This is a genomic window from Succinatimonas hippei YIT 12066 (assembly GCF_000188195.1).
Classification (GTDB): domain Bacteria; phylum Pseudomonadota; class Gammaproteobacteria; order Enterobacterales; family Succinivibrionaceae; genus Succinatimonas; species Succinatimonas hippei.
In genome coordinates, this window is the sequence record NZ_GL830960.1 from 1 (window position 1) to 22,036 (window position 22,036).

Here is a 22,036-nt window from a genome sequence, read left to right on the forward strand (position 1 = left end):
AAGGACGGGGTTTTAGCCGCTGATCTTTTTTGACTAAATAAAAAAATTTTCCGACAAAAACCCAAACAACAAAGTAACCACAAATTTCCCACAGTTTTCCCACAATCGTAATTTTTTTTGATAAAAAGATTTGACTTTCATAAATAAAATTTTTACCGCATAACGCAACTTATCCTACCTAAGATACAAACAAACCGCATAAGAATGCGGATTTAAATATAATTAACCGTTTAAATCAAGAAATTTATTATTAATATAACTTTTTTAAAGTTTCCCACCAGAAACAGAATTCCCCACAACCTACGGCAAATCCGCAAGCATAAGCGGTTTTACGCATAACATACTGATAAATATAAAAATAATTATATAAAAATCACCCGTATTATAAATTCTCCCACAACTACAGCTTGGCTTATATATGCATTTTTCCCACAGATTTTGACAGATTCCACAAGTTTTCCCACAGGCTTGGGGATTTTTTTAGAAATGATTCCTTGACTTTGTTAAAAATTTCAAAAATGAAAGTAAAATTTTAGTAAAACGCCTATAAAAAACTAAAAAACACCTCTATCTTCACTATTATTTAGAATAATTTTTATTCTTTTATTGAATATTCATCATCTGTCAAGACGAAAAAATTATTTTCCCCACAAATTAGTAAGATCCGACAAGTTTCCCACAGCTCTAAATTTTTTTTGAAGTTTTTTCTTGACTTTCACAAGTGAAATTGGAACTCCTTTATAATGCGCTTAAAAATTTATCCCACAGCATAATCCTGATAAGAATGCGCCTTACAGAGAATTCCCACAGGTTTTCCCACAGATTTTAAAGAAATTTCCCACAGGACTAATTTTTATAAAAAATCCCACAGTAGCCTCAAATCCTTGCAGGATCAGGGTTTTACAGGGATTTAACATATAACGTATTGATAATAAAAGATTTTTATTCTGTCAAGATTTAATATGCAAAAATTCCCCACATCCCGTAAATCTGTATTTAATGCAGTTTTCCCACCGATTTTGACAGATTCCACAAGTTTTCCCACAGGTGTGGAAAAAATTTTTTTATTCCTCTTGCTTTTGGCAAAACTTTCACAAATGAAAAAGATAACAAAACGAATATTTTTACAGAGCGGCTTTGCCTATTTGCTAAAATAGCCGCATGAAAACAGCAGCATCAAATAAAAAGAATCTTCCGGCTCCGCGCCTTCTTCGCTCAGGAGCCGTGACTGCGGGCGCAACCTTTATGTCCCGTATTTTAGGCATGTTTCGCGATATCGCTATCGCCGGACTATTAGGCGCAGGACTTAGCGCCGATGTTTATTTCTTTGCCAACCGTATTCCTAATTTCTTCAGGCGCCTTTTTGCCGAAGGAGCTTTTGCACAGGCTTTCGTTCCGGTTATGACTAAAACCAAACGAGATAAAAGTTCAGCAGAACTTAAGGAGCTTGCCGCAAAATCAGCAGGAACACTCGGACTTATAGTCTTGATAATTTCCATTATCGGTATGGTTCTTTCTCCTGTAGTTACGGCAATTTTCGGCTGGGGATGGTTTGAAGCCTGGTATAAAGGAGAAAATGATGCCGGTAAATTTATTGAAGCTTCGCAGCTGCTGCGCATTACCTTTCCGTACCTATTCTTTATTACCGTCACGGCACTGTGCTGCTCGATTTTAAATATTTTCGGCCGTTTTGCCGTACCTGCCATAACTCCGTGCATTTTAAATCTGGTACTGATAGCTGCTGCATACTTTATTGCTCCGCATTTTTCCGACCCTAACATAATTCTTGCCGCAGCAATGACCGCAGGCGGTGTATTTCAACTCATTTTTGTCCTGCCTTTTGTCTATAAAACAGGACTGTTATGCCTGCCGCGCTGGGGATGGAGCCACGAAGGAGTCAAGACTATCCGCACATTGATGCTTCCTGCCCTTTTCGGAGTTTCGGCAAGTCAATTAAACCTTCTGGTAAATACGGTTCTTGCTTCGTTTTTAGCCACCGGAGCTATCTCTTATCTTTATTACTCAGACAGACTGCTTGAATTTCCGATAGGAATTTTTGCCGTAGCCATTTCCACGGTTATTCTTCCTGCATTGTCACGCGTTGACATCAAAAAAGATCATAGTACTTACGAAAAAACTTTGGATTGGGGTGTACGCCTGGTACTTTTACTGGGATTGCCGTCAATGATGGGTATTATTGCGCTGCGTGAACCGATTTTACGCGTACTCTTTATGCGCGGAGCTTTTACCTCCGACCATGTGTTGTTATCCGCCGCATCTTTAATAGCCTCTGTATCAGGACTTTGCGCCATCATGCTGGTACGCGTTTTAGTCCAGGGTTTTGCCGCATTACAAGACACCAAAACTCCGGTGCGCTGCGGCATAATTTCAATGGGTGCCAATATCGTCTTCAATTTAATCCTGGTCTGGCCCTTAGGCTACGTAGGTCTTGCTTTGTCGACCGCACTTGCAGCTTACGTCAATGCTGGGCAGCTCTTATACCTTTTATACAAAAGAAAAATTTATACTTTATCTTCCTTCTCGTTAAAGTTCATTGCCAAAGCTCTTATCGCCGCACTAATTATGGCTTACGTTGTACGGCGCTTCGCTCCTGATTTTAACGAATGGATTTCAATGTCAACTTTAGAAGCCGCACTGTACCTTGCATTATTTGTAACAATAGGAGCCGCCACTTTCATTTCGTCGTGTTTAATCATGGGGATCAGACCGCGCGATATAAAGATGTAAAAAGTTATCACTAAAAAGCTTAACCTGGCGCACGCTTATTAAATAAAGTCACTGCAAAAATACCTTCATAACATTATGATTATCAATAAGAAAGGAGATAAGCTAAGGAGCGTGCTATGAAAAAATACAATAATTTATTAGCAGTAATTGAACCTAAACGCGATTATCAGGTGGCTTTAAAGCGTGCAATTGAGTTTGCCCGTTATAACCCTAATGCAACCATTACCGCTTTAAGGCTTATTTACGACTTTTCTTATGACATCCATATTCTCAATCGTAAAAAAGAAAACAGCACGAAAGAGGAAGTGGAAAGAGTACACCTTGAAGCTCTTGAAGCTGAAATCAAAAAATACGCAAATCCTGATGTCCATATCATTCCTAAAGTAATTTGGGCCAAAGATCTGGGTGAGGCCATCATCGATGAAATGATTAACGGCAACTACGATTTGCTTATAAAAGGAGCTAACCGCCACGGTGTTTTAGACTCAATCATCTTTACCCCGATTGACTGGTATCTTTTGAGAAATTCCCCTACACCGGTGGTGATCGCTAAAGAACATCCGTGGGATGCAAGCGGCAATATCGTCGTAGCACTTGATTTCACCTCCGGACAAAAACGCAATACCAATATTAAATTGCTGCGTGAAGCTCAAATGCTCGCCACCATTACCAAAGGCAAAATTCATCTTATTAATTCTGCGCCGGTTCTTTTACCTACCGTTATGCTCGAAGTGCCCAACTACGCTCCAGAAGTGTATGCTGAAAGCATCTTAAAAGAACATCAGCGGCGTCTTATTGAATTTGCCAAACAGCATAATATTCCGCCTGAGCAGTGCCATATCGAGGAAGGATTGCCTGAAGACGTAATTCCGAATCTGTGCCGCGTGCTTGCCCCTCAAGCCGTCCTTATAGGATCGGCAGGACGTTCCGGCGTTTCCGCCGCTTTTATCGGCAATACCTGTGAAGAAATCGTGGACTATATTGATGCCGACTTGTTTGTGTATAACAACAAGACCATCGATGAAAATAAAGACTAAGAAAATTTTAACTTTGGATAATTCCCCGTGACCCGGGGAATTTTTTTAATATGAGAAAAAGCTACAGTCCGGTTTTAATCCTCTATTAAAGGTAGCGGCAAATATTATTTTTTAGAAAACTTCTGACCGTGCTTAAAATGGACAAACAGAAAAACCAGAATAAAACCGCAGATAAAATGCCCGCAGCCGCTTAATACTAGGGCAAAAGCCCAACCTATTGAATAGAAGATGCCGTCTCCAAAAGAGGCAATTGCCATTAATGCGCTAAATGACGTGAATCCGCCTAAAAAGCCGGTCTGAAGCAATGGCTTATACCAATTGTTATCCATAAGCTTAAACACGGATAGTCCGATAAGGATCCCCATGAAAAAACAGCCTAAAATATTGGCAAGAGATAAATTGGCAACGCTAAAACTTATTGATTCAAGATAAAAGCGTAAAGCCGCACCGATTCCTCCACCCACAAATGTTAAGAACCAATCGGAATGCTCCAGTTTTCTAATCTTGCGTCTTACGGTAACCACCTGCTTTCTAAAAAGATATTCCATTTAAAAAAGACCTCCGCAGGTTTTACCTAAAGTAAAAGCTAAATAACCGAGACAAACAGTACAAACGACATACAAAAGCGCTCTTAAAAATTCCCTGTCTTTTATAAGCAAAAACATATCAGAACAAATAGACGACAAAGTACCAAGAGATCCTATAAATCCCGAGGCGATAACCGCTTTCAATTCAAACGGCATTTCAAGCGGCATCACGATACCGATACAAAAAGCCGCCAAAATATTAGCCGCAACAGTCCCAATCGGGAAATCAAGAGTAATCTTTTTACCGAGAATTTGACAGCTAAGTCTTGCTAAGGCTCCTAAGCCTCCGGTAACGAAAATTGCTGCAATTAACGTAGGCATATTTTTTTCTTCACATTGTCTAAATACTTTTAATATATTGTACGCAAAAACATGACAAACTCACGCAACTTAAAGTTTAATCAGCTTTTTTTGCAGGCTTTTTGTATAATTAACCGAGACAAAAACTGACAAAGCCACTAACTTAGCGCTTACTTAATACTTTATTTTTACACTTAAAAAGGATCTCAGGTTCATGACTGATATTTTAAATTTAGAACCCAAAGCTATTTGGTCACATTTTGCGGATTTTTGCGCCATCCCCCATCCTTCAGGACATGAGCAGAGAATTGCCGAGTATTTATGCAAATTTGCCGAAAAAAACGGTCTTGAGTGTAAAATCGAAGAGTGCGGCAATGTAATTATCAAAAAAGCCGCCTCTAAAGGATATGAAAATAAAGAAACGGTTATTCTGCAAGCCCATATTGATATGGTCCCGGTTGCAGATAGCGGCATTAAGCATGACTTTTTAAAAGATCCTATTATTCCGGTAGTTAAAGATGACGGTTTTGTTTATGCCAAAGGAACGACTTTAGGTGCAGACGACGGAATCGGGGCATGTACCGCCTTGGCAATTCTTGAAGATAAAGAGCTTAATCACGGTCCGCTTATTGCCGTATTTACGGTCGAAGAAGAATCCACTATGAAAGGTGCCCTGCAGATAGCTCCTGAAGTATTGCAGGAAGGAAAATATCTTATCAATCTTGATTCTGAAGATGATGATTTTCTTTTTGTTTCATGTGCAGGATCCGCCGATATAAATCTAAAATTCGCCTCAAAGCGCATCGAAATTGAAGACACTAAAGCCTTTACAGTAAGTCTAAGCGGTCTAAAAGGCGGACACAGCGGTACCGACATCAACAAAGGACGAGCTAATGCCGCTGAAGTTTTAAGTGCAATTTTACTTAATGTTTCCGATGATACCTGCGATTTATTCTTAGCTGATTTCACTTCAGGGCATGTCAGAAACTCCATTCCGTCAACTGCAAAGGTTACCGTAAAAGTTCCAAGCGGCAGAGTTGACGCTTTTGTTAAAGCCGTAAAAGAAAGCTTCTCTTTTTACCGGGATTTCTATAAAAGCACCGATCCTGATATGACCTTATGCGTCAATGAAACGGACTGCGCTAAAGCATTCGGTCTTACCGACACCCAGACATTCTTGTCTCTCATACGAGCACTGCCTCTAGGCCCCACCCGTCCGTGGGATATAAACCCTGAAATAGTTGAAACCTCCGTCAATTTAGGTCTGGTTTCATCTGATGATTCAGGTTTATGTTTATGCCTCATGCCCCGCTCCTTAAAAGAAAGCGGACTTGATGACATAATCGCTAAATTAAGTGCTTTTTGCAGCTTAATCGATAATCTTGAAATTGAAATCGACAATCGTCATCCGTGTTGGGAATCCCCGAGCGAAAACAGCTTAATTTCCTGTCTTAAAAAGAATTATAAGGAAATAACCGGTAAAGACATGATTGTTACTGCGCTGCACGCAGGTCTTGAGTGTGCGATGTTTGCCGCCAAAGCACCTGATTTACAGCTGGTCTCTTTAGGCGCGACCATCAACAGCCCGCACTCGCCTTTTGAACGCGTTTCCATTCAGGGCACCCAAAACGTATACGAAGCCGTAAAGCGTACATTAAGTCAGTTATAGGCAAGGAAATTTATATGCGTCAGAACACCTCATCCCCAAGGAGCAATTTACCGTTCCAGTGTTTCCATACTTGCACGGCACCGGGAACTAACCATAAAACCGTCGTTTTATACGTTCGCGGAGCCAATCCGCGCCGCTTAAGCTGCAAACTCGTATCTTTCCCGCAGCATGAGCCCAAGCGTGTGGAAATGCTCTATATCGGATCCAAGTCCGGAATTCACCGTTTTACGGCAAAGCTCACCGTTGATGAGGGTGATAATTTTCAATGGTACTGCTTTAAAATTTCTTTATTAAATTCTTCTTCGCAGACTACCGATGTCGTTTGGTACAGTTCTTTAGGCATGTCACGCGAATGTCCGCTTATACATCACTGCTTTGCTTTTGAGCTTAACGCCAGTCACCCAAGCTGGGTCAAAGATTTGGTTTTATACGAAATCTTCCCTGATCGCTTCGCCTGCTCTAAAGACTATTTCACTATTGATGCCGATCACTACGCTGCCGACACCCCCATTCATGCCAATGTTTTTGAATACAAAAACCTTGACGAAGTTCATTGCGGCGGCGATCTTGACGGCACCGCCGACATGCTTCCCTATCTAAAAGACATGGGAATAAGCGGCATTTGTCTTAGCCCGATTTTTAAGGCTCCGTCACCTAAAAAACTTGATACCGAGGATTATGACGTAATTGATCCGCACTTTGGCGGCAACGGCGCTTTAAAACGCTTACGCCAAAAAACCTCAGATCTTGATATGCGTCTTATTTTAAGCGCAACTTTAAATCATACCGGAGACAATCATCCGTGGTTTGACCGCATGGAGCGTACCGGTAAAGGAGCTCTTCACCATAAAGACTCCCCGTACCGCGACTATTATTCATTTCTCCCCAACGATCAGGCTGTCTATTTTAATGACAACCCGAATTGTCCGAAATTAAACTACGCATCACGCGCTATAAGACATATGATGTACAAAGGAGCAAACAGCGTAGTTAAAAAATGGATTTCAGGAGCTTACGACGCCGACGGGCTTATTATCGCCCACGCCTCACAAATAGGTGACAACGGAACCTCCCGCAACAATTTAAAGCGTCTTGCCCAAATCTGCAAAGAAGCTCGCTCGGTTCATCCTGATTGCCTTATGATAGGCGATTACCGCTCTGACGCCCGCTATGTTTTAAATACTGACCAAAACTTAGACGGAGCAATTAACTATACCGGATTTATCAGTCCTATCCGCGCATTCTTCGGCGGCATGAATTTAACGGGAGATCCGATCCCTTACACCGGTGAAGATTTTCGCAGAACTTGTGAAAACTATTCCGTAGGCGTCGCCCAGGAAATAAAACTTTGCCTTATAAATCAGCTTGACAACTCTACAATGCCTCGCTTCTTTGAAATTTTAGGCGGAGAAAAATCCTTATATTTGTCGGCTTTGGCCGTTCTCTTCACTTGGCGCGGCATCCCTTGCGTATACCAGGGTGACGAACTTGGTGATATTCTCGATCAATACGAAATCGGACCGAGCTCCCCGCTCCCTTATATTGCCATGCGCGATCACAAAATTACGCCGTACTCAAAAATCGTCAGCACAGCCGTAAAAGACTTAAGCGACATCCGCCGCAGCAACCCGGCTTTAACCTTAGGATCTTTGGTATTCATCACCTCAGGAGGCGCCTATTTCGGATACATCCGTCTCTATAACGACCGCTTCTCCATCGTTCTCGTTAATGCTTCGCGCCAAGCAATGAAGATTGAGCAGGGCTCAATTCTTTTCCCGCTGCTTGCCGCCATGTATCTGCCTGATGACAATACCGCAGATTCCGACAATAATGCCGACTCGGGTGAAAGCTTGTTAATTCCTCTTTCAGGAAGAAATATTCGCCGTACCGATCATGGAGAAGGTCTTGAAGCTTTATACGATTTATTGTCAAAGGAAAAGCTTTCGGTTTCTTGTTTCGGACTAACGAAGAGCTCAGAGGAATTCTCCGAAAACTTCATCAAAGAGCTGGTTGCAGGTAAGACCATAACCATGCCGGCACGTACTACCGTTATTATCAATAATGAAAAAAAAGATTAGGCCTCATGCTTAAATAGTTAACATCAGATAATTAAAAATTAAGGCACTTATGTGCCTTAATTTTCAAGTGCTTAAATTAAGCTTTAACCTTTTCTGCCCTCATTGACTCTTCCAAAGATTTAAGTTCCGCCTCGTCTCGCTCTTCCTGCTCTTTATTTTTAAACTGCGACATATAAAGTCCTGCGTACACCCCGTTTTTGGCTAAAAGCTCATCGTGAGTCCCTGACTCTACGACCAAACCGTCATTAATAACCAGAATGGTATCGGCATCGCGAATAGTCGAGAGACGATGAGCGATCACGATGGTAGTACGCCCTTTCATTAAGGTATCAAGAGCTTTCTGCACTACCTTTTCTGATTTATTATCCAAAGCCGAAGTTGCCTCATCCAGAATAACGAGCGGAGCATTGCGGATTAAAGCACGCGCGATGGACAAGCGCTGTTTCTGTCCGCCTGATAATGACACTCCGCGCTCGCCTATCACCGTATCAAGACCGTTGGGCAACCCTTTAACAAACTCGTCTAAATATGAATTCTTAAGCGCTTCATGAATTTCTTCATCCGTAGCATCGGGCTTGGCACAAGTAATATTGTGCCGAATCGTTCCTTGAAACAGGAAACTGTCCTGAAATACCACGGCAATCTGTGAGCGCAATGAATCCAAGGTGTAATCCCGCACATCATGTCCGTCAATCAAAACAGATCCGGAATCAACTTCATAAAGCCTGGGAATAAGCGAGCATACTGTAGTTTTGCCTCCGCCGGAGTTTCCGACTAAAGCAATCTTTTTTCCCATCGCTACCTTAAACGATATACCCTTTAAAATCTCTCGCTCTTTGGTATAGGAAAAATGAACGTCTTTAAATTCAATGCCGTCCTTAATGGTAGGAAGCACCAGCTTGTCTTTATCGTTTGCCTCATCCTCAAAAGATTTTGCGTCCAATAACTCATAAATACGATCAAGAGCCAGCAGAGCCTGCTGTACGCTGATAAAGTTATTGCCGATAGTCTTAATCGGGGTATACAGCATAATAAGGGCTGCAAGGAAAGAGACGAAAGCGCCGGAAGTAATGGTACCGTTTAAAATCAGCTGTACGCCGAAATACAACACTCCGGCTACGCCTATAGAACTCACCAAATGCATGACAGGCGACAACCAGTTGGTATCGCGAACAAGCTTAATCCCAATATCAAAAAGAAAATCGGCTTTGGCCTTAAACTGCCTGAACATCAGATCGGAAAGTCCGAAAGCTTTAATAACGCGATTGCCTTGGGTAGTCTCATTATATAAAGTAATAAGCTGGGTATTGCCGACAACGGAACGCGAAATAATTTTCTTGATACGTTTACGAACGATACGCAAAGGCAGAATCAAAAACACCAAAACGCCCAAAGCAACCAGCGTTAACTGCCACGAGTTATAAACCAAAACACAGACTAAGGAAACCGATGAGAAAAATTTAGTCAAAAACAGTTTTATATTAGCGATAAGACCGGCAGACGCCTGATCGGCATCATTAAAAAAGCGAAAAATTACGGATCCGGAATTATTTACATCAAAAAATCTGGTTTCAAAAGTCAAAAGCTTTTTATAAAGTTTGGTACGTATCGACAGACTTATCTTTCCTCCGACATAACCGTTAACAATGGAGGACAAATAAATAAAAGTACCTTGAACCAAAGTAAAACCGATAATGACAAGCGGCACATAGTCTGCAAAAGACTTCTGCTGCTCAATCATAACGTTATCCATAAAGGGTTTTAGAAAAGCCGCAATCACTGCGTCAAGAGCACCGACCGGAATCGTGAGTAGAATGCCCAATACGGCCATAAACCAATACGGCTTTAAGAACGGCCAAAATTGCTTATATCCGCGGATAAAGCTGGTCGTTTTCTGATCTTCGGTCTGACTTAAGATAATGGGGTAAAATTTTGAGTCTTCTTTTTTATTTTGCTGTTTTTGTTCTGCTGAAGGCTTTTTCTTATGCAAAGTTAAACTCCCAAACTAAAAACCCCCGCATAGGCAGGGGCTTTATTGCGGTACTAAACACATATAGTACCATTTTTTGTTTAACTTTTGATTACTTTACAAACTTCATAGCGCTGCGGGCAATCACAAGCTCTTCATTGGTCGGGATCATAAACACCTTAACCTTGGAGTTCGGGGTGCTGAGCTCACCGTCTTCAAAGCCTAAACGGCCCAAAGCTTTCTCATTGAGCTCTTCATTAATCTCAATACCGAGGCTCTCCTTAAGCATTGCGCAGGTGATCTTACGTGCTTCCCAGCAATTCTCACCGATACCGCCTGAGAAGATGATTGCATCAACATGTCCGAGCGGGACATAGTAAGAAGAAATGAACTTAGCCAAACGATAGCAGAACATATCCATAGCCAAAGTGCACTTAGGATCACCCTTCTCGTAACCTTCACAAATAGGACGCATATCGGAGGAAATACCGGACAAAGCGAGAAGGCCTGACTTCTTGTTGAATACTTCCTTAACTTCCTCAACGGACATATTGAATCTGTCGCAGAGGAAAAATACTACGGAAGGATCAATTGAACCGCAGCGAGTGCCCATTACAAGACCGTCAAGCGGAGTAAGGCCCATGGAAGTGTCTACGCACTTACCGCCTTTAACTGCGGCAACAGAAGCACCGCCGCCCAAATGGCAGGTAATAACATTAGTTTCTTCAAGCGGCTTGTTCAAATATAAAGCTGCCTGCTGAGACAGGTACATATGGCTGGTACCGTGAGCGCCGTAACGACGAATTCCGTATTCGGTGTAATACTGCTCGGGGATGGCAAAACGATAAGCAATCGGCGGCATAGTCTGATGGAATGCGGTATCGAAAACTACTACATGCGGAATATTCGGGAAAGATTCGCGGGCAGCGTTAATACCTAAAAGGTGAGCAGGATTGTGCAGCGGGGCAAACGGAATTACCTTCTCAATGTTGGCAACTACTTCATCGTCAACCAAAGTAGGCTCGCTATAGAACTCACCGCCGTGAACGATACGGTGACCGCATGCCACTATAGAGCCCAAAAGTTCAGGGTGAGAAGCAAGAATGTTTTCAACGAGATATTTTAAAGCATCACCGTGAGTAGCATTAGGAATATCGGCTTTCTGCTTATCCTCTTTGCCAAAGCGCCAAGAGATGAAGGCTTCAGGCAGAGTCATGGCTTCGGCGATACCGCTTAAATAGACATGACCGTCGTTCGGATCCATAATGGCAAACTTAACAGATGAACTTCCGCAATTGATAACTAAAACAGTTTTTGAAACCGGAGTAACCATGATATGTCCTAAACTCTTATGTTGTATTTAAGTAAATAGTAAAAGTCTCGCTAATGAGACAAAAAACGATTATCATCTCATTTTAACATTTAATAAAATTTGAAATAAGCAAAATATTAATCAGTCAGCAGTTATTTTTCAGGATTTTGAACATGATCAACGTTGCACCGCTGCGCCGCAGTTATACGATGTCGGGACTGTCCCGCGAAGATTTGACGGAAAAACCGATAACTTTATTTGAAAAATGGCTTCAGGCCGCTATTGACGCCGGTCTATACGATCCCAATGCAATGGTAGTGTCTACGGTTAATAAAGACGGGCAACCGCACTCAAGAATCGTGCTGCTGAAAAATTATGATGAAAATTCCTTAGTGTTTTTCACTAATTTGGGCAGTAAGAAAGCACACGACATTGCCGACAACCCTAAAGTTTCGATTCTTTTTCCCTGGTATTTTTTGGAGCGCCAGGTAATTTTCACCGGAACGGCTGAAAAACTGCCGATAAGCGACGTCTTAAAATATTTCCACTCCCGTCCGCGCGACAGCCAATTAGGCGCATGGGCTTCCCATCAGTCAAGCCACATTTCCGCCCGTTCCATATTAGAAAGTAAATTTATGGAGCTTAAGGAAAAATTCAAAAACGGAGAAATACCTCTTCCTTCTTTCTGGGGAGGATATCGCGTAACCTTTGATACCGTTGAGTTCTGGCAAGGAAGAGAAAACCGTCTGCACGACAGATTCTTTTATCAAAAAGATGCAGACGGCAATTGGCAGGATCCGGTTCGCTTAGCGCCTTAACGGCGCGCGAAGCCTTTATTAAAAGACTACGGTCTTATTGCTGTGAATAAAGACCTTATCAGATAAGATCTTATTTAAAGCACGCATAAGAACCAAGCGCTCAACGTCGCGTCCGGCTCGCGCCATAGACTGAGCGCTGTAGCGGTGATTAACCTTAATTACGTCCTGTTCGATAATAGGACCTTCATCAAGATTATCGGTAACAAAATGCGCAGTAGCCCCGATAATTTTCACGCCGCGATCAAAAGCCTGCTGATACGGTTTTGCTCCGATAAATGCCGGCAGGAACGAATGATGGATGTTGATAAGTTTACCAAGCGGAAAATGCGCCACCATTTTAGGCGACAAAATTCGCATATACTTTGCCAGTACTACATAATCGGGGTTGTAGCTGTCAATCAGCCTACACATCTCTTCTTCATGCTCTTCGCGGCTAATTCCTTCATGCGAAATGCAATGAAAAGGAACATTGAATTTTGCCGCTAAATCACCTAAGTCAGGATAATTTCCCGCGACCATCACGATGTCGGCATTAAGCGCACCTGAATATGATTTCATCAATAAATCACCAAGGCAGTGCGCTTCTTTGGTAACAAGAACCGCAAGCTTTCTGCGCGCCTGTGCATCGTTCAATCTGACCTTAGCATCAGCAGGAAGGTTGCTCTTTACTTCCGCAAGAAAATTCTCGCTTACTGAAAAATCCCCTTCAAGAACGGAACGCATAAAAAACTTTTTATCTTCATGAGATGCATATTGATCCTGACGGATAACGTTAAAATTATATTTAAAACAGACTCCGGTTACCTTGGCAATCAGTCCGACGCCGTCGGAGCATTCGGTTAAAAGAATTCTTTGTTCCATTACTCGTTTTCTTCTAAAAAAGAACCAAAATTTATTAAATTTTAGCGATTATGCAGATTTTTAATATAGTTTGCACTATTTTAGCACATGAAAAATGCCAAATAACTACGGTTACTCTTTGCTACAAACCCAAAAGGCGCTATATTTAAATCCTAAGAAAGAATATAACTTTTGCAATATAAGGGTTGAACACAAATGACCGAAAAAACACCTGATTTAGACAAATACGCCACCCTTAATATTCCGGGACACGATCCCATCATTCTTCCGATATTAAAAGGCACGATGGGCCCCGAGGTTATAGATATCCGGGCTTTAGGCAAAAACGGTTACTTCACTTACGATCCGGGTTTTGTATCAACGGCATCCTGCAGCTCGCGTATCACGTTCATTGACGGTGCAAAAGGTGTTTTGCTCTATCGCGGCTACCCTATCGATCAACTTGCCAACAAAGCAAACTATCTGCAAGTCTGCTATTTGTTATTAAAAGGCGAACTGCCTAATAAGACTCAATATAAGGAATTTGAGTACAAAGTAATTCACCATACTCTTATTCATGAACAAATCACTTCATTGTTCAATGCATTCCGCCGCGATTCTCACCCGATGGCAATTATGTGCGGTATTGCCGGTGCGCTTTCAGCTTTCTATCACGACAATCTTGATATTTACGATCCGGAGCATCGTGAAAGAACTGCCATTCGTCTTATCGCCAAGATCCCGACGCTTGCTGCCATGGCATACAAATACTCCATAGGCCACCCTTTCGTTTATCCGCGCAATGACTTAAGTTACGCAGGAAACTTCCTTTACATGATGTTTTCTACCCCCTGCGAACCGTATAAAGTAAATCCCGTAATCGAAAGAGCGCTTGACAAAATTTTCATCTTGCACGCCGATCATGAGCAGAACGCATCAACCTCTTCCGTACGTCTTGCAGGTTCATCGGGGGCAAACCCTTATGCCTGCATCGCAGCAGGTATTGCATCTTTATGGGGACCTGCCCACGGCGGCGCCAACGAAGCCTGTCTGCGTATGCTTGAGCAAATCGGCACAGTAGATCGCATTCCGGAATTTATTGCAAGAGCAAAAGATCGCAACGATCCGTTCCGTCTGTCAGGTTTCGGTCATCGTGTATATAAGACTTATGATCCGCGCGCCGTGGTTATGCGCCAGACCTGCCATGAAGTTTTAAACGAGCTTAAGATTAAAGATCACCCGATTCTCGACGTTGCTACCGAGCTTGAGAAGATTGCACTTTCCGATGAATACTTTATTGAACGCCACCTTTACCCTAACGTGGACTTCTATTCAGGCATCATTTTAAACGCCATCGGTATTCCGACTTCAATGTTTACCGTAATCTTCGCCTTGGCACGCACCATCGGCTGGATTTCACATTGGAATGAAATGCAGGAAATGCCGGAAAGCCGTATAGGACGTCCGCGTCAGATCTACATCGGTAAACCGCTGCGCAATGTAAAAGTTTTAGGCAATCGTTAGTTTTTATACTTATTAGACAGCGCCCTTAAAAGAAACTGTTTTAAGGGCGCTGTCTTTTTTTATCTCTCAAAATCCATTCTAAGTCTTATAATTGCCGTCGTTAACTTGAAATTACGAACGGGCACGATATATGACTAAAGCAGAACTTATTAAAAGATATTTAGTTTTTTTTCTTTCTTTATGGATTAACGGTTTCGGCGTTGCTTTAGTAACCATCGCCGCATTAGGCACCACCCCGATATCAAGTGCCTGGTATGAAATATCTCTGCATACACCTCTTACCTTCGGTATGGTCACAATGCTCGGGAACCTGATTTTAATCACTTCCCAATACTTCATGCTGCCGAACAGAAAAGATAAAAAGGCATTATTAGGACTTTTTTCACAAATTCCCGCCACTTTGCTTTTTTCCATATCAATTGACGTTAATATGTTCATTCTGCAAAGTGTGATTCCCGAGCTTAACTTTTATTTATACCGCTTTGTTCTGCTTATTACAGGATCCGTTATCCTTGCTTTCGGTGTAGCGCTTGAAGTAAAAGCTGATGTAGCATTGGTGGCCGGAGAGGCTTTCGTTAAAGCCGTTTGCAGTTTCTTACATAAAGAATTCGGCATTATTAAAACCTGCTTTGACTTATCCTTAGTTTGCCTTGCCGTCATCATCGGTCTTGCATGCACTGATTTCACTTATGTGGAAAGCGTTAGAGAAGGAACGCTTGTCGGGGCTTTAATGGTCGGTCCCTGCGTAAGACTCATAGCTCCGCATCTTAAATTTATCGATAAATTCTTCGGCACCGCCGAAACTGCAATCAAAGAACAGTCGGCATTTGCTTTTAATCCCGTCATCACCATTTCGCGGGAATACGGCTGCGGCGGCAGAGTATTAGGGAAAATGCTTGCTAAAAAACTTAACCTTAAGTTTTATGACAGTGAAATCATCACGCTTATCGCAAAAGAAACAGGCTATTCGGAAGAATACGTATCAAGAAATGAAAACCGCTTGGATAATGCTCTTTTGTATCAGATGATCATGCAGGATTATGCAGTACCTCTTGATAAGTCACTATCAAAACAAGATGCTTTATATGTAGCGAGCGCAAAAGTTATTCGTAAACTTGCAAGTGAAAGTCCTTGCGTTATCGTAGGCCGCGGCGCCGATGATATACTAAAAGACAACCCTTTATGCGTTAAAATTCGTCTATTTGCATCCTTTGAGTCAAAGCTTGATCGCTGCCTTAATACTTATCACTTAACCAAAGAAAAAGCTTTAAAAGCGATGAATCTATTTGACAAGCGCCGTGCTGAACACTATGCGCACTATGCAAACGCCGATATTAACGATATTCACCGCTACGATTTAGTACTTGATTCAGGAGCTATCGGTCTTGAAGAATGCTGCGACTTAATTTGCGCTTTATTTAAAAACCGCGCCTCCAATGTTAGTAGTGCTGCGCAGTCCAATCAAAAGCTATAGTAGTTATAGGTTCATGAGGCTTAAGCTCCTGAACCGGCTCCTCTTTTTCATCAGATATTAAAGTCGGCCTATCATCAGACCGGCAGTAAGATTGCTCCTGGGCCTTAGTTAAAGTATCCTTCAAAGGACTGATTGCATCAGCCCTGCGCAGCATTACACCGGCAATAACAATCTGCAGCATGGTCTGGACCATCATTCTGCCTATCATTAAATCATCGCCTTTAACATCCCCGAACTGCCCGCATTTTAAAGTAAGAATAGATTCTGCACTAATCGGAGTTTTATCGGGGCATACGGCAACTATTGCTGCTCCGTTTTGCCTGGCTATTTTTACTGCAGACAGCACATCAAGCGATCTGCCGGTTGCTGAAATCGCGATTAATAAGTCCCCTTGTCTTAAAGAAGCACAGCTCATGCGCATTAAAGCAGAATCAGTTACAGTCTCACAAGCAATTCCAAGCCGCAATAAACGAGAACCGCAATCAAAGGCGGAAGCTGCCGACAAACCTTGAGCTGCAATAATGACGCGGCGCGACTGACTTAACAAATCAACGGTTCGCGCTAAGACCGTAAGATCTACGGTTCTTGACAAATCACGCAGCATAGCAATCGTGGTATCTATTACTTTGTTCGCGACATCCTCAACGCTGTCACCGCGTTTGACTCTGTCAGGAAGACTATGGCTGTCTTTTGCCATAGTCGCTCCTAATGCAAGCTTAAAATCAGGGAAACCGTTAGCTCCGAAACGTTTACAAAAACGACAAACCGTAGGCTCCGATACTTCAGCTCTTTTAGCAAGCTGAGCAATGCTTTCATTTACGGTAAGCTGAGGTTGTGCTAAAACCGCGGCGGCAATTTTTCGCTCGGATTTTGATAAATCATTAGCCATCGCGGAAATGCGATCAAGTAAATTTAATGCCATAACGCACCGTCAGTCTTCTTTTGTTTGCTCTGCTTTTTTAGCAAGCCGTGCTGCCTTTTTAGCACGTTTTGCCGCAAAATCAGGTTTACCGATATTCTTGGTCACGCGCCAACGTTTTTTTACTTTCGGCTTCTTTTCTTCTTCATCTTTGCGTTTACGATCAAATCCGCCTTTTCCGCCTATTGATGCACGTCCGCGCTTTTGCGTAGAAAGCTTAAATTCAACGTCTTTAGGAAATTCTTCACAAATACCTTTAATCGTTCTTCTTTCTATAACTCTATCGGTATAACGCTCAATTGCCTGAAGTTTTTCTAAATCAGCACCTTCTACGATACTTATAACCACGCCCTTGGCTCCGGCGCGAGCAGTACGGCCGGACCGATGTACATAAACTGCGGCAGATGTCGGCAAATCATAATTGTAAACATGAGTTACATCCGGTAAATCAAGACCGCGGGACGCGACGTCAGTGGCTACCAAAATATCCGCAGAAGAATCTGCAAAACGGCGCAGTGCCGCTTTTCTTTCAGTCTGGGACAGCTCTCCCTGGAGCGAAGCAAAAGCAAACCCCGATCTTCTCAATTTTCCGGAAACATCGGCAAGTCGGCTTTTGGTTTTTACGAAAATAATGGAACGCCCCTGAACCGTAGTTAAAAGATGCTTTAAAATTTTAAACTTCTGCTCGCTGTCATTGGCAAAATACGCCCGCGAAGACAGAAACTCAGGAAGCTTTTCATCATTTTCACCGCCTGCTCCCAAACGAACCTCTATCGGATCGTTCAATACCTGGCGGGCAAAATCATTGATACCGAAACCTTCTAAGGTTGCGGAAAACAACATGGTCTGATAACGATTTGACAGCTCTCTTACAATACTTGCCACATCATCTCTAAATCCCATATCAAGCATGCGATCCGCTTCATCAATTACCAGAATCTCAACAGTTGACGGATCAAACCAGTCTTTTCTTAAAAACTCCAGCAATCGTCCCGGCGTTGCGACGGTAATCGTTCCGGTTTGCTCACGCTGCATATCACGTCCGGCGCCGCCTATGATAGTCGCTGACGTGTACGGAGCATCAGGAATAGCGCTGATTAATGAAGAAGCTACATCAGCTACCTGCACAGCAAGTTCTCTTGTAGGCTCAAGAACCAGAACTTTAACTCCCAAAGTATTTTCTAAAGTTAAAAGGCGAGCTAAAGCAGGCAATAAAAAAGCAGCGCTTTTACCGGTTCCGGTAGGAGCCCCGCCTAAAATATCATGTCCTTCAAGAGCCTTAGGAATAACCAAAGTCTGAACGGCCGTAGGCTGCTGCCAACCTTGGGCCAAAGCACAAGCAACGATTTCTTCAGGAAGATCCAGATCGAAAAAGGACATTACACTCCCTCGCGGCCTTTGCGGCCTTCATGACATTTAATGATGGTCGCAATCATATCTTTGCGTGACTTACTGTCAGGCTCGGCGCTGCCGTGAAGCCAACGAAACAACTCCAAATCAGTTGCTTTCAACAAATCGATATAAGCATCTACCGCCGCTTCATCCATGTTCGGCAAATCATGTTCAACAAAAGGCAGCAGCATTAAATCAAGCTCGCGCATTCCGCGACGAGACTGCCACTTTATTTTGCCCCATTCAATATCCTGCATATAAAACTCCTAAACCGCGACCGGTGCTTTAATTACCGGATAAGGATCATAATTTATAAGCTCAAAATCTTCATACTTATAATCAAAAATAGACGGAGCTTTTCGTTTTATAAGCATTGTCGGCAGAGCACGCGGAGTACGTGACAGCTGTAAATGAGCCTGCTCAAAGTGATTGCTGTAAAGATGGGTATCACCGCCTGTCCAAACGAAGTCACCCAATCCTAAATCACACTCCTTAGCCATCATCATGGTTAAAAGCGAATAGCTTGCGATATTAAAAGGCACGCCTAAAAAGAAGTCACAACTTCTTTGATACAAAAGACAAGACAATTTACCGTTTGCCACATAAAACTGGAACAGTGCATGACACGGCGGTAGAGCCATTTTTTCAACGTCGGCAGGGTTCCAAGCGCTGACGATAATACGCCTAGAGTCAGGATTATGCTTAATCATATCTACAGCATTTGAAATCTGATCTATAACTTTACCGTCAGGAGCTGCCCAAGAGCGCCACTGCTTTCCATACACCGGCCCTAAGTCTCCGTTTTCATCAGCCCACTCATCCCAAATGGATACGCCGTTATCCTTTAAATATTTAATATTGGTGTCACCGCTTAAAAACCACAGTAATTCATGGATAATCGAGCGTAAATGAACTTTTTTAGTAGTTAAAAGCGGAAACCCCTTATTTAAATCAAAGCGCATCTGAGTTCCGAAAATCGAACGAGTACCAGTTCCGGTACGATCGCTGCGATCAACTCCCTCTTCCAGGATTCTGCGCATAAGGTCAAGATAAATTTTCACTTTTAACTCCTAATTATTACTGTATTCGGCACTTAAAGCCTCATCTTTGGCTTTATCAAGAGCGATAATTTCACCAAGTCCGTGTTCTTTGGCGTAATTTTCATACAACGCGTGAATTTCATCGGCATGAGACATCTTTATGGCTTTATCACATAAAGACGCCAGTTCTTTTGCCGAGACTCGGCGAATTATAAACTTAACCTTGGCAATTTCCGAATAATTCATGCTTAAACGGTCATACCCCAAAGACAAAAGCATCATGGCACCAAGCGGCATACCGGCAAGCTCTCCGCAAATGGATAAAGGCTTATCAAGATCTCTGCTCTTGTCTACCAAATACTTAAGGCAGCGAACAACCGACGGATGGAAGAAATCATAAAAACGCCCGACCTTAGGGTTAGATCTGTCAACAGCTAACAAATATTGAATTAAGTCGTTGCTGCCTACCGAGAAGAAATCAACGAGAGGTGCATACTCATCCAGCATATAGACAACGCTCGGGACTTCAATCATCATACCAAAACGCGGAGGCGTAAACTCTACCTTAAGCTCACTCTGAACTTCGGCGCAAACCGCGGCAAACTCATTTTTAACTTTCTCGACCTCATCTAAAGACGAAACCATCGGGATCATTATTTCAAGATTTTTGTACTTGGCTTGAGCTCTCACCAAAGCACGCAGTTGAGTATGCAAAATATGCGGCTCATCAAGGGAAATTCTGATTCCGCGCCAGCCTAATGCCGGATTTATTTCGTTTATCGGCAAATAAGGCAGACATTTATCCGATCCTATATCTAAAGTGCGAATGCACACAGGATCGTTTTTAAACTTTTCTAGCAGCGCACAATACCAGGCATACTGCAGATCCTCGGGCGGGAAAGTCTTGGTAAGCATAAACGCGATTTCAGAACGATATAAACCTATACCGTCAGTTTCTTCTGAAATATCAGCATCGTCTGAACTGTTAAGACCGGCGTTTAGCTGTACGGTGATGCGCTTACCGTCCAAAGTTTCGGCATCGATCTTTCTTTCAGCCTCAAACATGTTGCTTTGTTCTTGAGTCTGATTCTGCAGTTCCAAAAACTCATCGACAACCGACTGCGGCGGATCAATAAGAACTTCGCTGCGTTTACCGTCGACAATCATCATATGTCCGTCTACGGAGTTTAAATCAAGATTAACCCCCATTACTGCCGGAATATTAAGATCACGGGCTAAAATCGCGGCATGCGAACTTATTAAACTGCCCGAAACAACAAAACCGGCAATCTTTTCACGCGGCATTTCGGCAACTAAAACCGCCGGAAGGCTTTCTGTTACCAGGATAACCTTATCATTAAGGTCAAAACCGCGCGATGCATGTATCAGGCGAGAAATAAGAACCTGACCGAAATCTTTAAGGTCAGCGCATAAATCATCGTCACCGTGGAGCTTGGCCGCATTCATTCTGCCTTCTATTACCTGCTTTACGGCAGATGTAGCATGCAGACCTTGAGAGCAAATCTGCTCGTCGACTTCCGACATAAAATTCTCATCATCCAAAAGTTTTCCGTAACTTGAGATATAGCCGAAAGCCGCGTTGCCGTGATCGCTCTCGCGCATATTAAGAGCAGCGCGATCCATTTCAATCTGCAATTGGAAAATAGCCTGCTGGAACAATTCCTGCTGAAGAACAGGCTCCTCGGTATGCAGAATTTTTACTTCATCAAAAGAAATATCGGGACGCCATACGAAAGCATGAGCGACCGCCAAATCTCCGGTTCCTGAAGTTCCGCGGTAGCGGGTAACGTTAGATTCTCTTTTTTCACTTTTTGAGCGGGCGATAATTGAGCCGATTTGTGCGGACAAAGTGACCATAAAAGATTCTTCGGCAAAGCCGAATTGTCTTTGTTCTTTGCTTTGAATAACCAAGACGCCCAGAAGTTGTCCCTGGTTCATGACGGGAACGCCTAAAAACGAATGATAAGCGTCCTCACCGATATCCGGCATATATTTAAAATTAGGATGAGAAGGAGCATCCGCAAGATCAAGAAGTTTGCGGGAGGATCCGACTACACCCACCAGACCTTCTTTAAAATTAAGAGTTACTTTGCCTACGGCATTTTTAGATAAACCGTCAGTTGCCACCAAACGGTATTTTTCTCGTAAATTGTCACAAATATACAGAGAACAGCAATCGGAACCTATAGCTTTACGAATTCTGGAAACCAGAACCTCCACGGCCTTTTCAAGTGAGCTTTGTGCTGATACTTCTTCCGTTATCTCGCGTAAAGCAAAGAGGATCTGATTTTGTCTTTCGTCCATTTAA

The 22,036-nt window shown here is 42.7% G+C and carries 17 protein-coding genes; 7 read left to right on the top strand and 10 right to left on the bottom strand.

The window, feature by feature from the left end:
* Nucleotides 1-1,161 precede the first annotated feature (1,161 nt).
* Nucleotides 1,162-2,748 carry a murein biosynthesis integral membrane protein MurJ gene (gene murJ, locus HMPREF9444_RS02150; protein ID WP_009142688.1) on the top strand — a complete coding sequence of 529 codons (1,587 nt, stop codon included), beginning with the start codon at nt 1,162-1,164 and terminating at the stop codon, nt 2,746-2,748.
* A gap of 116 nt (nt 2,749-2,864) precedes the next feature.
* A complete protein-coding gene (gene uspE / locus HMPREF9444_RS02155; protein WP_009142689.1) occupies nt 2,865-3,785 on the top strand; it encodes a universal stress protein UspE in 921 nt (306 codons plus the stop codon).
* 104 nt (nt 3,786-3,889) lie between these two features.
* On the opposite strand, the gene HMPREF9444_RS10445 is transcribed toward uspE, so the two are convergent.
* Nucleotides 3,890-4,333, bottom strand: coding sequence for a fluoride efflux transporter FluC (locus HMPREF9444_RS10445; protein ID WP_009142690.1), 444 nt, complete (start codon nt 4,331-4,333; stop codon nt 3,890-3,892).
* Nucleotides 4,334-4,693 carry a FluC/FEX family fluoride channel gene (locus HMPREF9444_RS02165; protein ID WP_009142691.1) on the bottom strand — a complete coding sequence of 120 codons (360 nt, stop codon included), beginning with the start codon at nt 4,691-4,693 and terminating at the stop codon, nt 4,334-4,336.
* A gap of 193 nt (nt 4,694-4,886) precedes the next feature.
* Between HMPREF9444_RS02165 and pepD the strand changes: the two genes are divergently transcribed.
* Together pepD and HMPREF9444_RS02175 are read left to right on the top strand one after the other, a co-directional pair.
* Nucleotides 4,887-6,341: a beta-Ala-His dipeptidase gene (gene pepD / locus HMPREF9444_RS02170; protein WP_009142692.1), complete on the top strand. Its 1,455-nt coding sequence runs from the start codon at nt 4,887-4,889 to the stop codon at nt 6,339-6,341.
* Nucleotides 6,342-6,355: 14 nt separating this feature from the next.
* The gene (locus HMPREF9444_RS02175) at nt 6,356-8,419 is read left to right on the top strand and encodes an alpha-amylase family glycosyl hydrolase (protein WP_040909097.1); all 2,064 of its coding nucleotides are present in this window, start codon (nt 6,356-6,358) and stop codon (nt 8,417-8,419) included.
* Nucleotides 8,420-8,495: 76 nt separating this feature from the next.
* Here the strand turns inward: HMPREF9444_RS02175 and HMPREF9444_RS02180 are convergent, their stop codons facing one another.
* Both HMPREF9444_RS02180 and HMPREF9444_RS02185 read right to left on the bottom strand, forming a co-directional pair.
* A complete protein-coding gene (locus HMPREF9444_RS02180; RefSeq protein ID WP_009142694.1) occupies nt 8,496-10,409 on the bottom strand; it encodes an ABC transporter ATP-binding protein in 1,914 nt (637 codons plus the stop codon).
* Between the two features lie 91 nt (nt 10,410-10,500).
* Nucleotides 10,501-11,721, bottom strand: coding sequence for an acetate kinase (locus tag HMPREF9444_RS02185; RefSeq protein WP_009142695.1), 1,221 nt, complete (start codon nt 11,719-11,721; stop codon nt 10,501-10,503).
* Nucleotides 11,722-11,873: 152 nt separating this feature from the next.
* Between HMPREF9444_RS02185 and pdxH the strand changes: the two genes are divergently transcribed.
* Nucleotides 11,874-12,518, top strand: a complete 645-nt coding sequence (gene pdxH, locus HMPREF9444_RS02190; RefSeq protein ID WP_040909098.1) for a pyridoxamine 5'-phosphate oxidase — start codon at nt 11,874-11,876, stop codon at nt 12,516-12,518.
* Nucleotides 12,519-12,536: 18 nt separating this feature from the next.
* Here pdxH and purU read toward each other — a convergent pair whose 3' ends face one another.
* Nucleotides 12,537-13,379, bottom strand: coding sequence for a formyltetrahydrofolate deformylase (purU, locus tag HMPREF9444_RS02195; RefSeq protein WP_009142697.1), 843 nt, complete (start codon nt 13,377-13,379; stop codon nt 12,537-12,539).
* A gap of 195 nt (nt 13,380-13,574) precedes the next feature.
* Between purU and HMPREF9444_RS02200 the strand changes: the two genes are divergently transcribed.
* A complete protein-coding gene (locus HMPREF9444_RS02200) occupies nt 13,575-14,882 on the top strand; it encodes a citrate synthase (protein ID WP_009142698.1) in 1,308 nt (435 codons plus the stop codon).
* Between the two features lie 130 nt (nt 14,883-15,012).
* Entirely contained in the window at nt 15,013-16,356 is a 1,344-nt protein-coding gene (locus tag HMPREF9444_RS02205; RefSeq protein ID WP_009142699.1) for a cytidylate kinase family protein, read from the top strand.
* Here the strand turns inward: HMPREF9444_RS02205 and HMPREF9444_RS02210 are convergent.
* Genes HMPREF9444_RS02210 through ptsP form a run of 5 tightly spaced genes read right to left on the bottom strand, consistent with a single transcriptional unit; the run spans nt 16,322 to nt 22,032 of the window.
* Nucleotides 16,322-17,278, bottom strand: a complete 957-nt coding sequence (locus tag HMPREF9444_RS02210; RefSeq protein WP_009142700.1) for a MurR/RpiR family transcriptional regulator — start codon at nt 17,276-17,278, stop codon at nt 16,322-16,324. The two genes, HMPREF9444_RS02205 and HMPREF9444_RS02210, sit on opposite strands and share 35 nt — an antisense overlap.
* Before the next feature lie 9 nt (nt 17,279-17,287).
* On the bottom strand, nt 17,288-18,655 hold the full coding sequence (locus tag HMPREF9444_RS02215; RefSeq protein ID WP_009142701.1) for a DEAD/DEAH box helicase: 1,368 nt from the start codon (nt 18,653-18,655) through the stop codon (nt 17,288-17,290).
* Nucleotides 18,655-18,924: an FAD assembly factor SdhE gene (locus HMPREF9444_RS02220; protein WP_009142702.1), complete on the bottom strand. Its 270-nt coding sequence runs from the start codon at nt 18,922-18,924 to the stop codon at nt 18,655-18,657. The genes HMPREF9444_RS02215 and HMPREF9444_RS02220 overlap by 1 nt, the downstream gene beginning before the upstream one ends.
* A 9-nt stretch (nt 18,925-18,933) precedes the next feature.
* A complete protein-coding gene (thyA, locus tag HMPREF9444_RS02225; protein ID WP_009142703.1) occupies nt 18,934-19,728 on the bottom strand; it encodes a thymidylate synthase in 795 nt (264 codons plus the stop codon).
* Nucleotides 19,729-19,737: 9 nt separating this feature from the next.
* Nucleotides 19,738-22,032 carry a phosphoenolpyruvate--protein phosphotransferase gene (gene ptsP / locus HMPREF9444_RS02230; protein ID WP_009142704.1) on the bottom strand — a complete coding sequence of 765 codons (2,295 nt, stop codon included), beginning with the start codon at nt 22,030-22,032 and terminating at the stop codon, nt 19,738-19,740.
* Nucleotides 22,033-22,036: the final 4 nt, after the last annotated feature.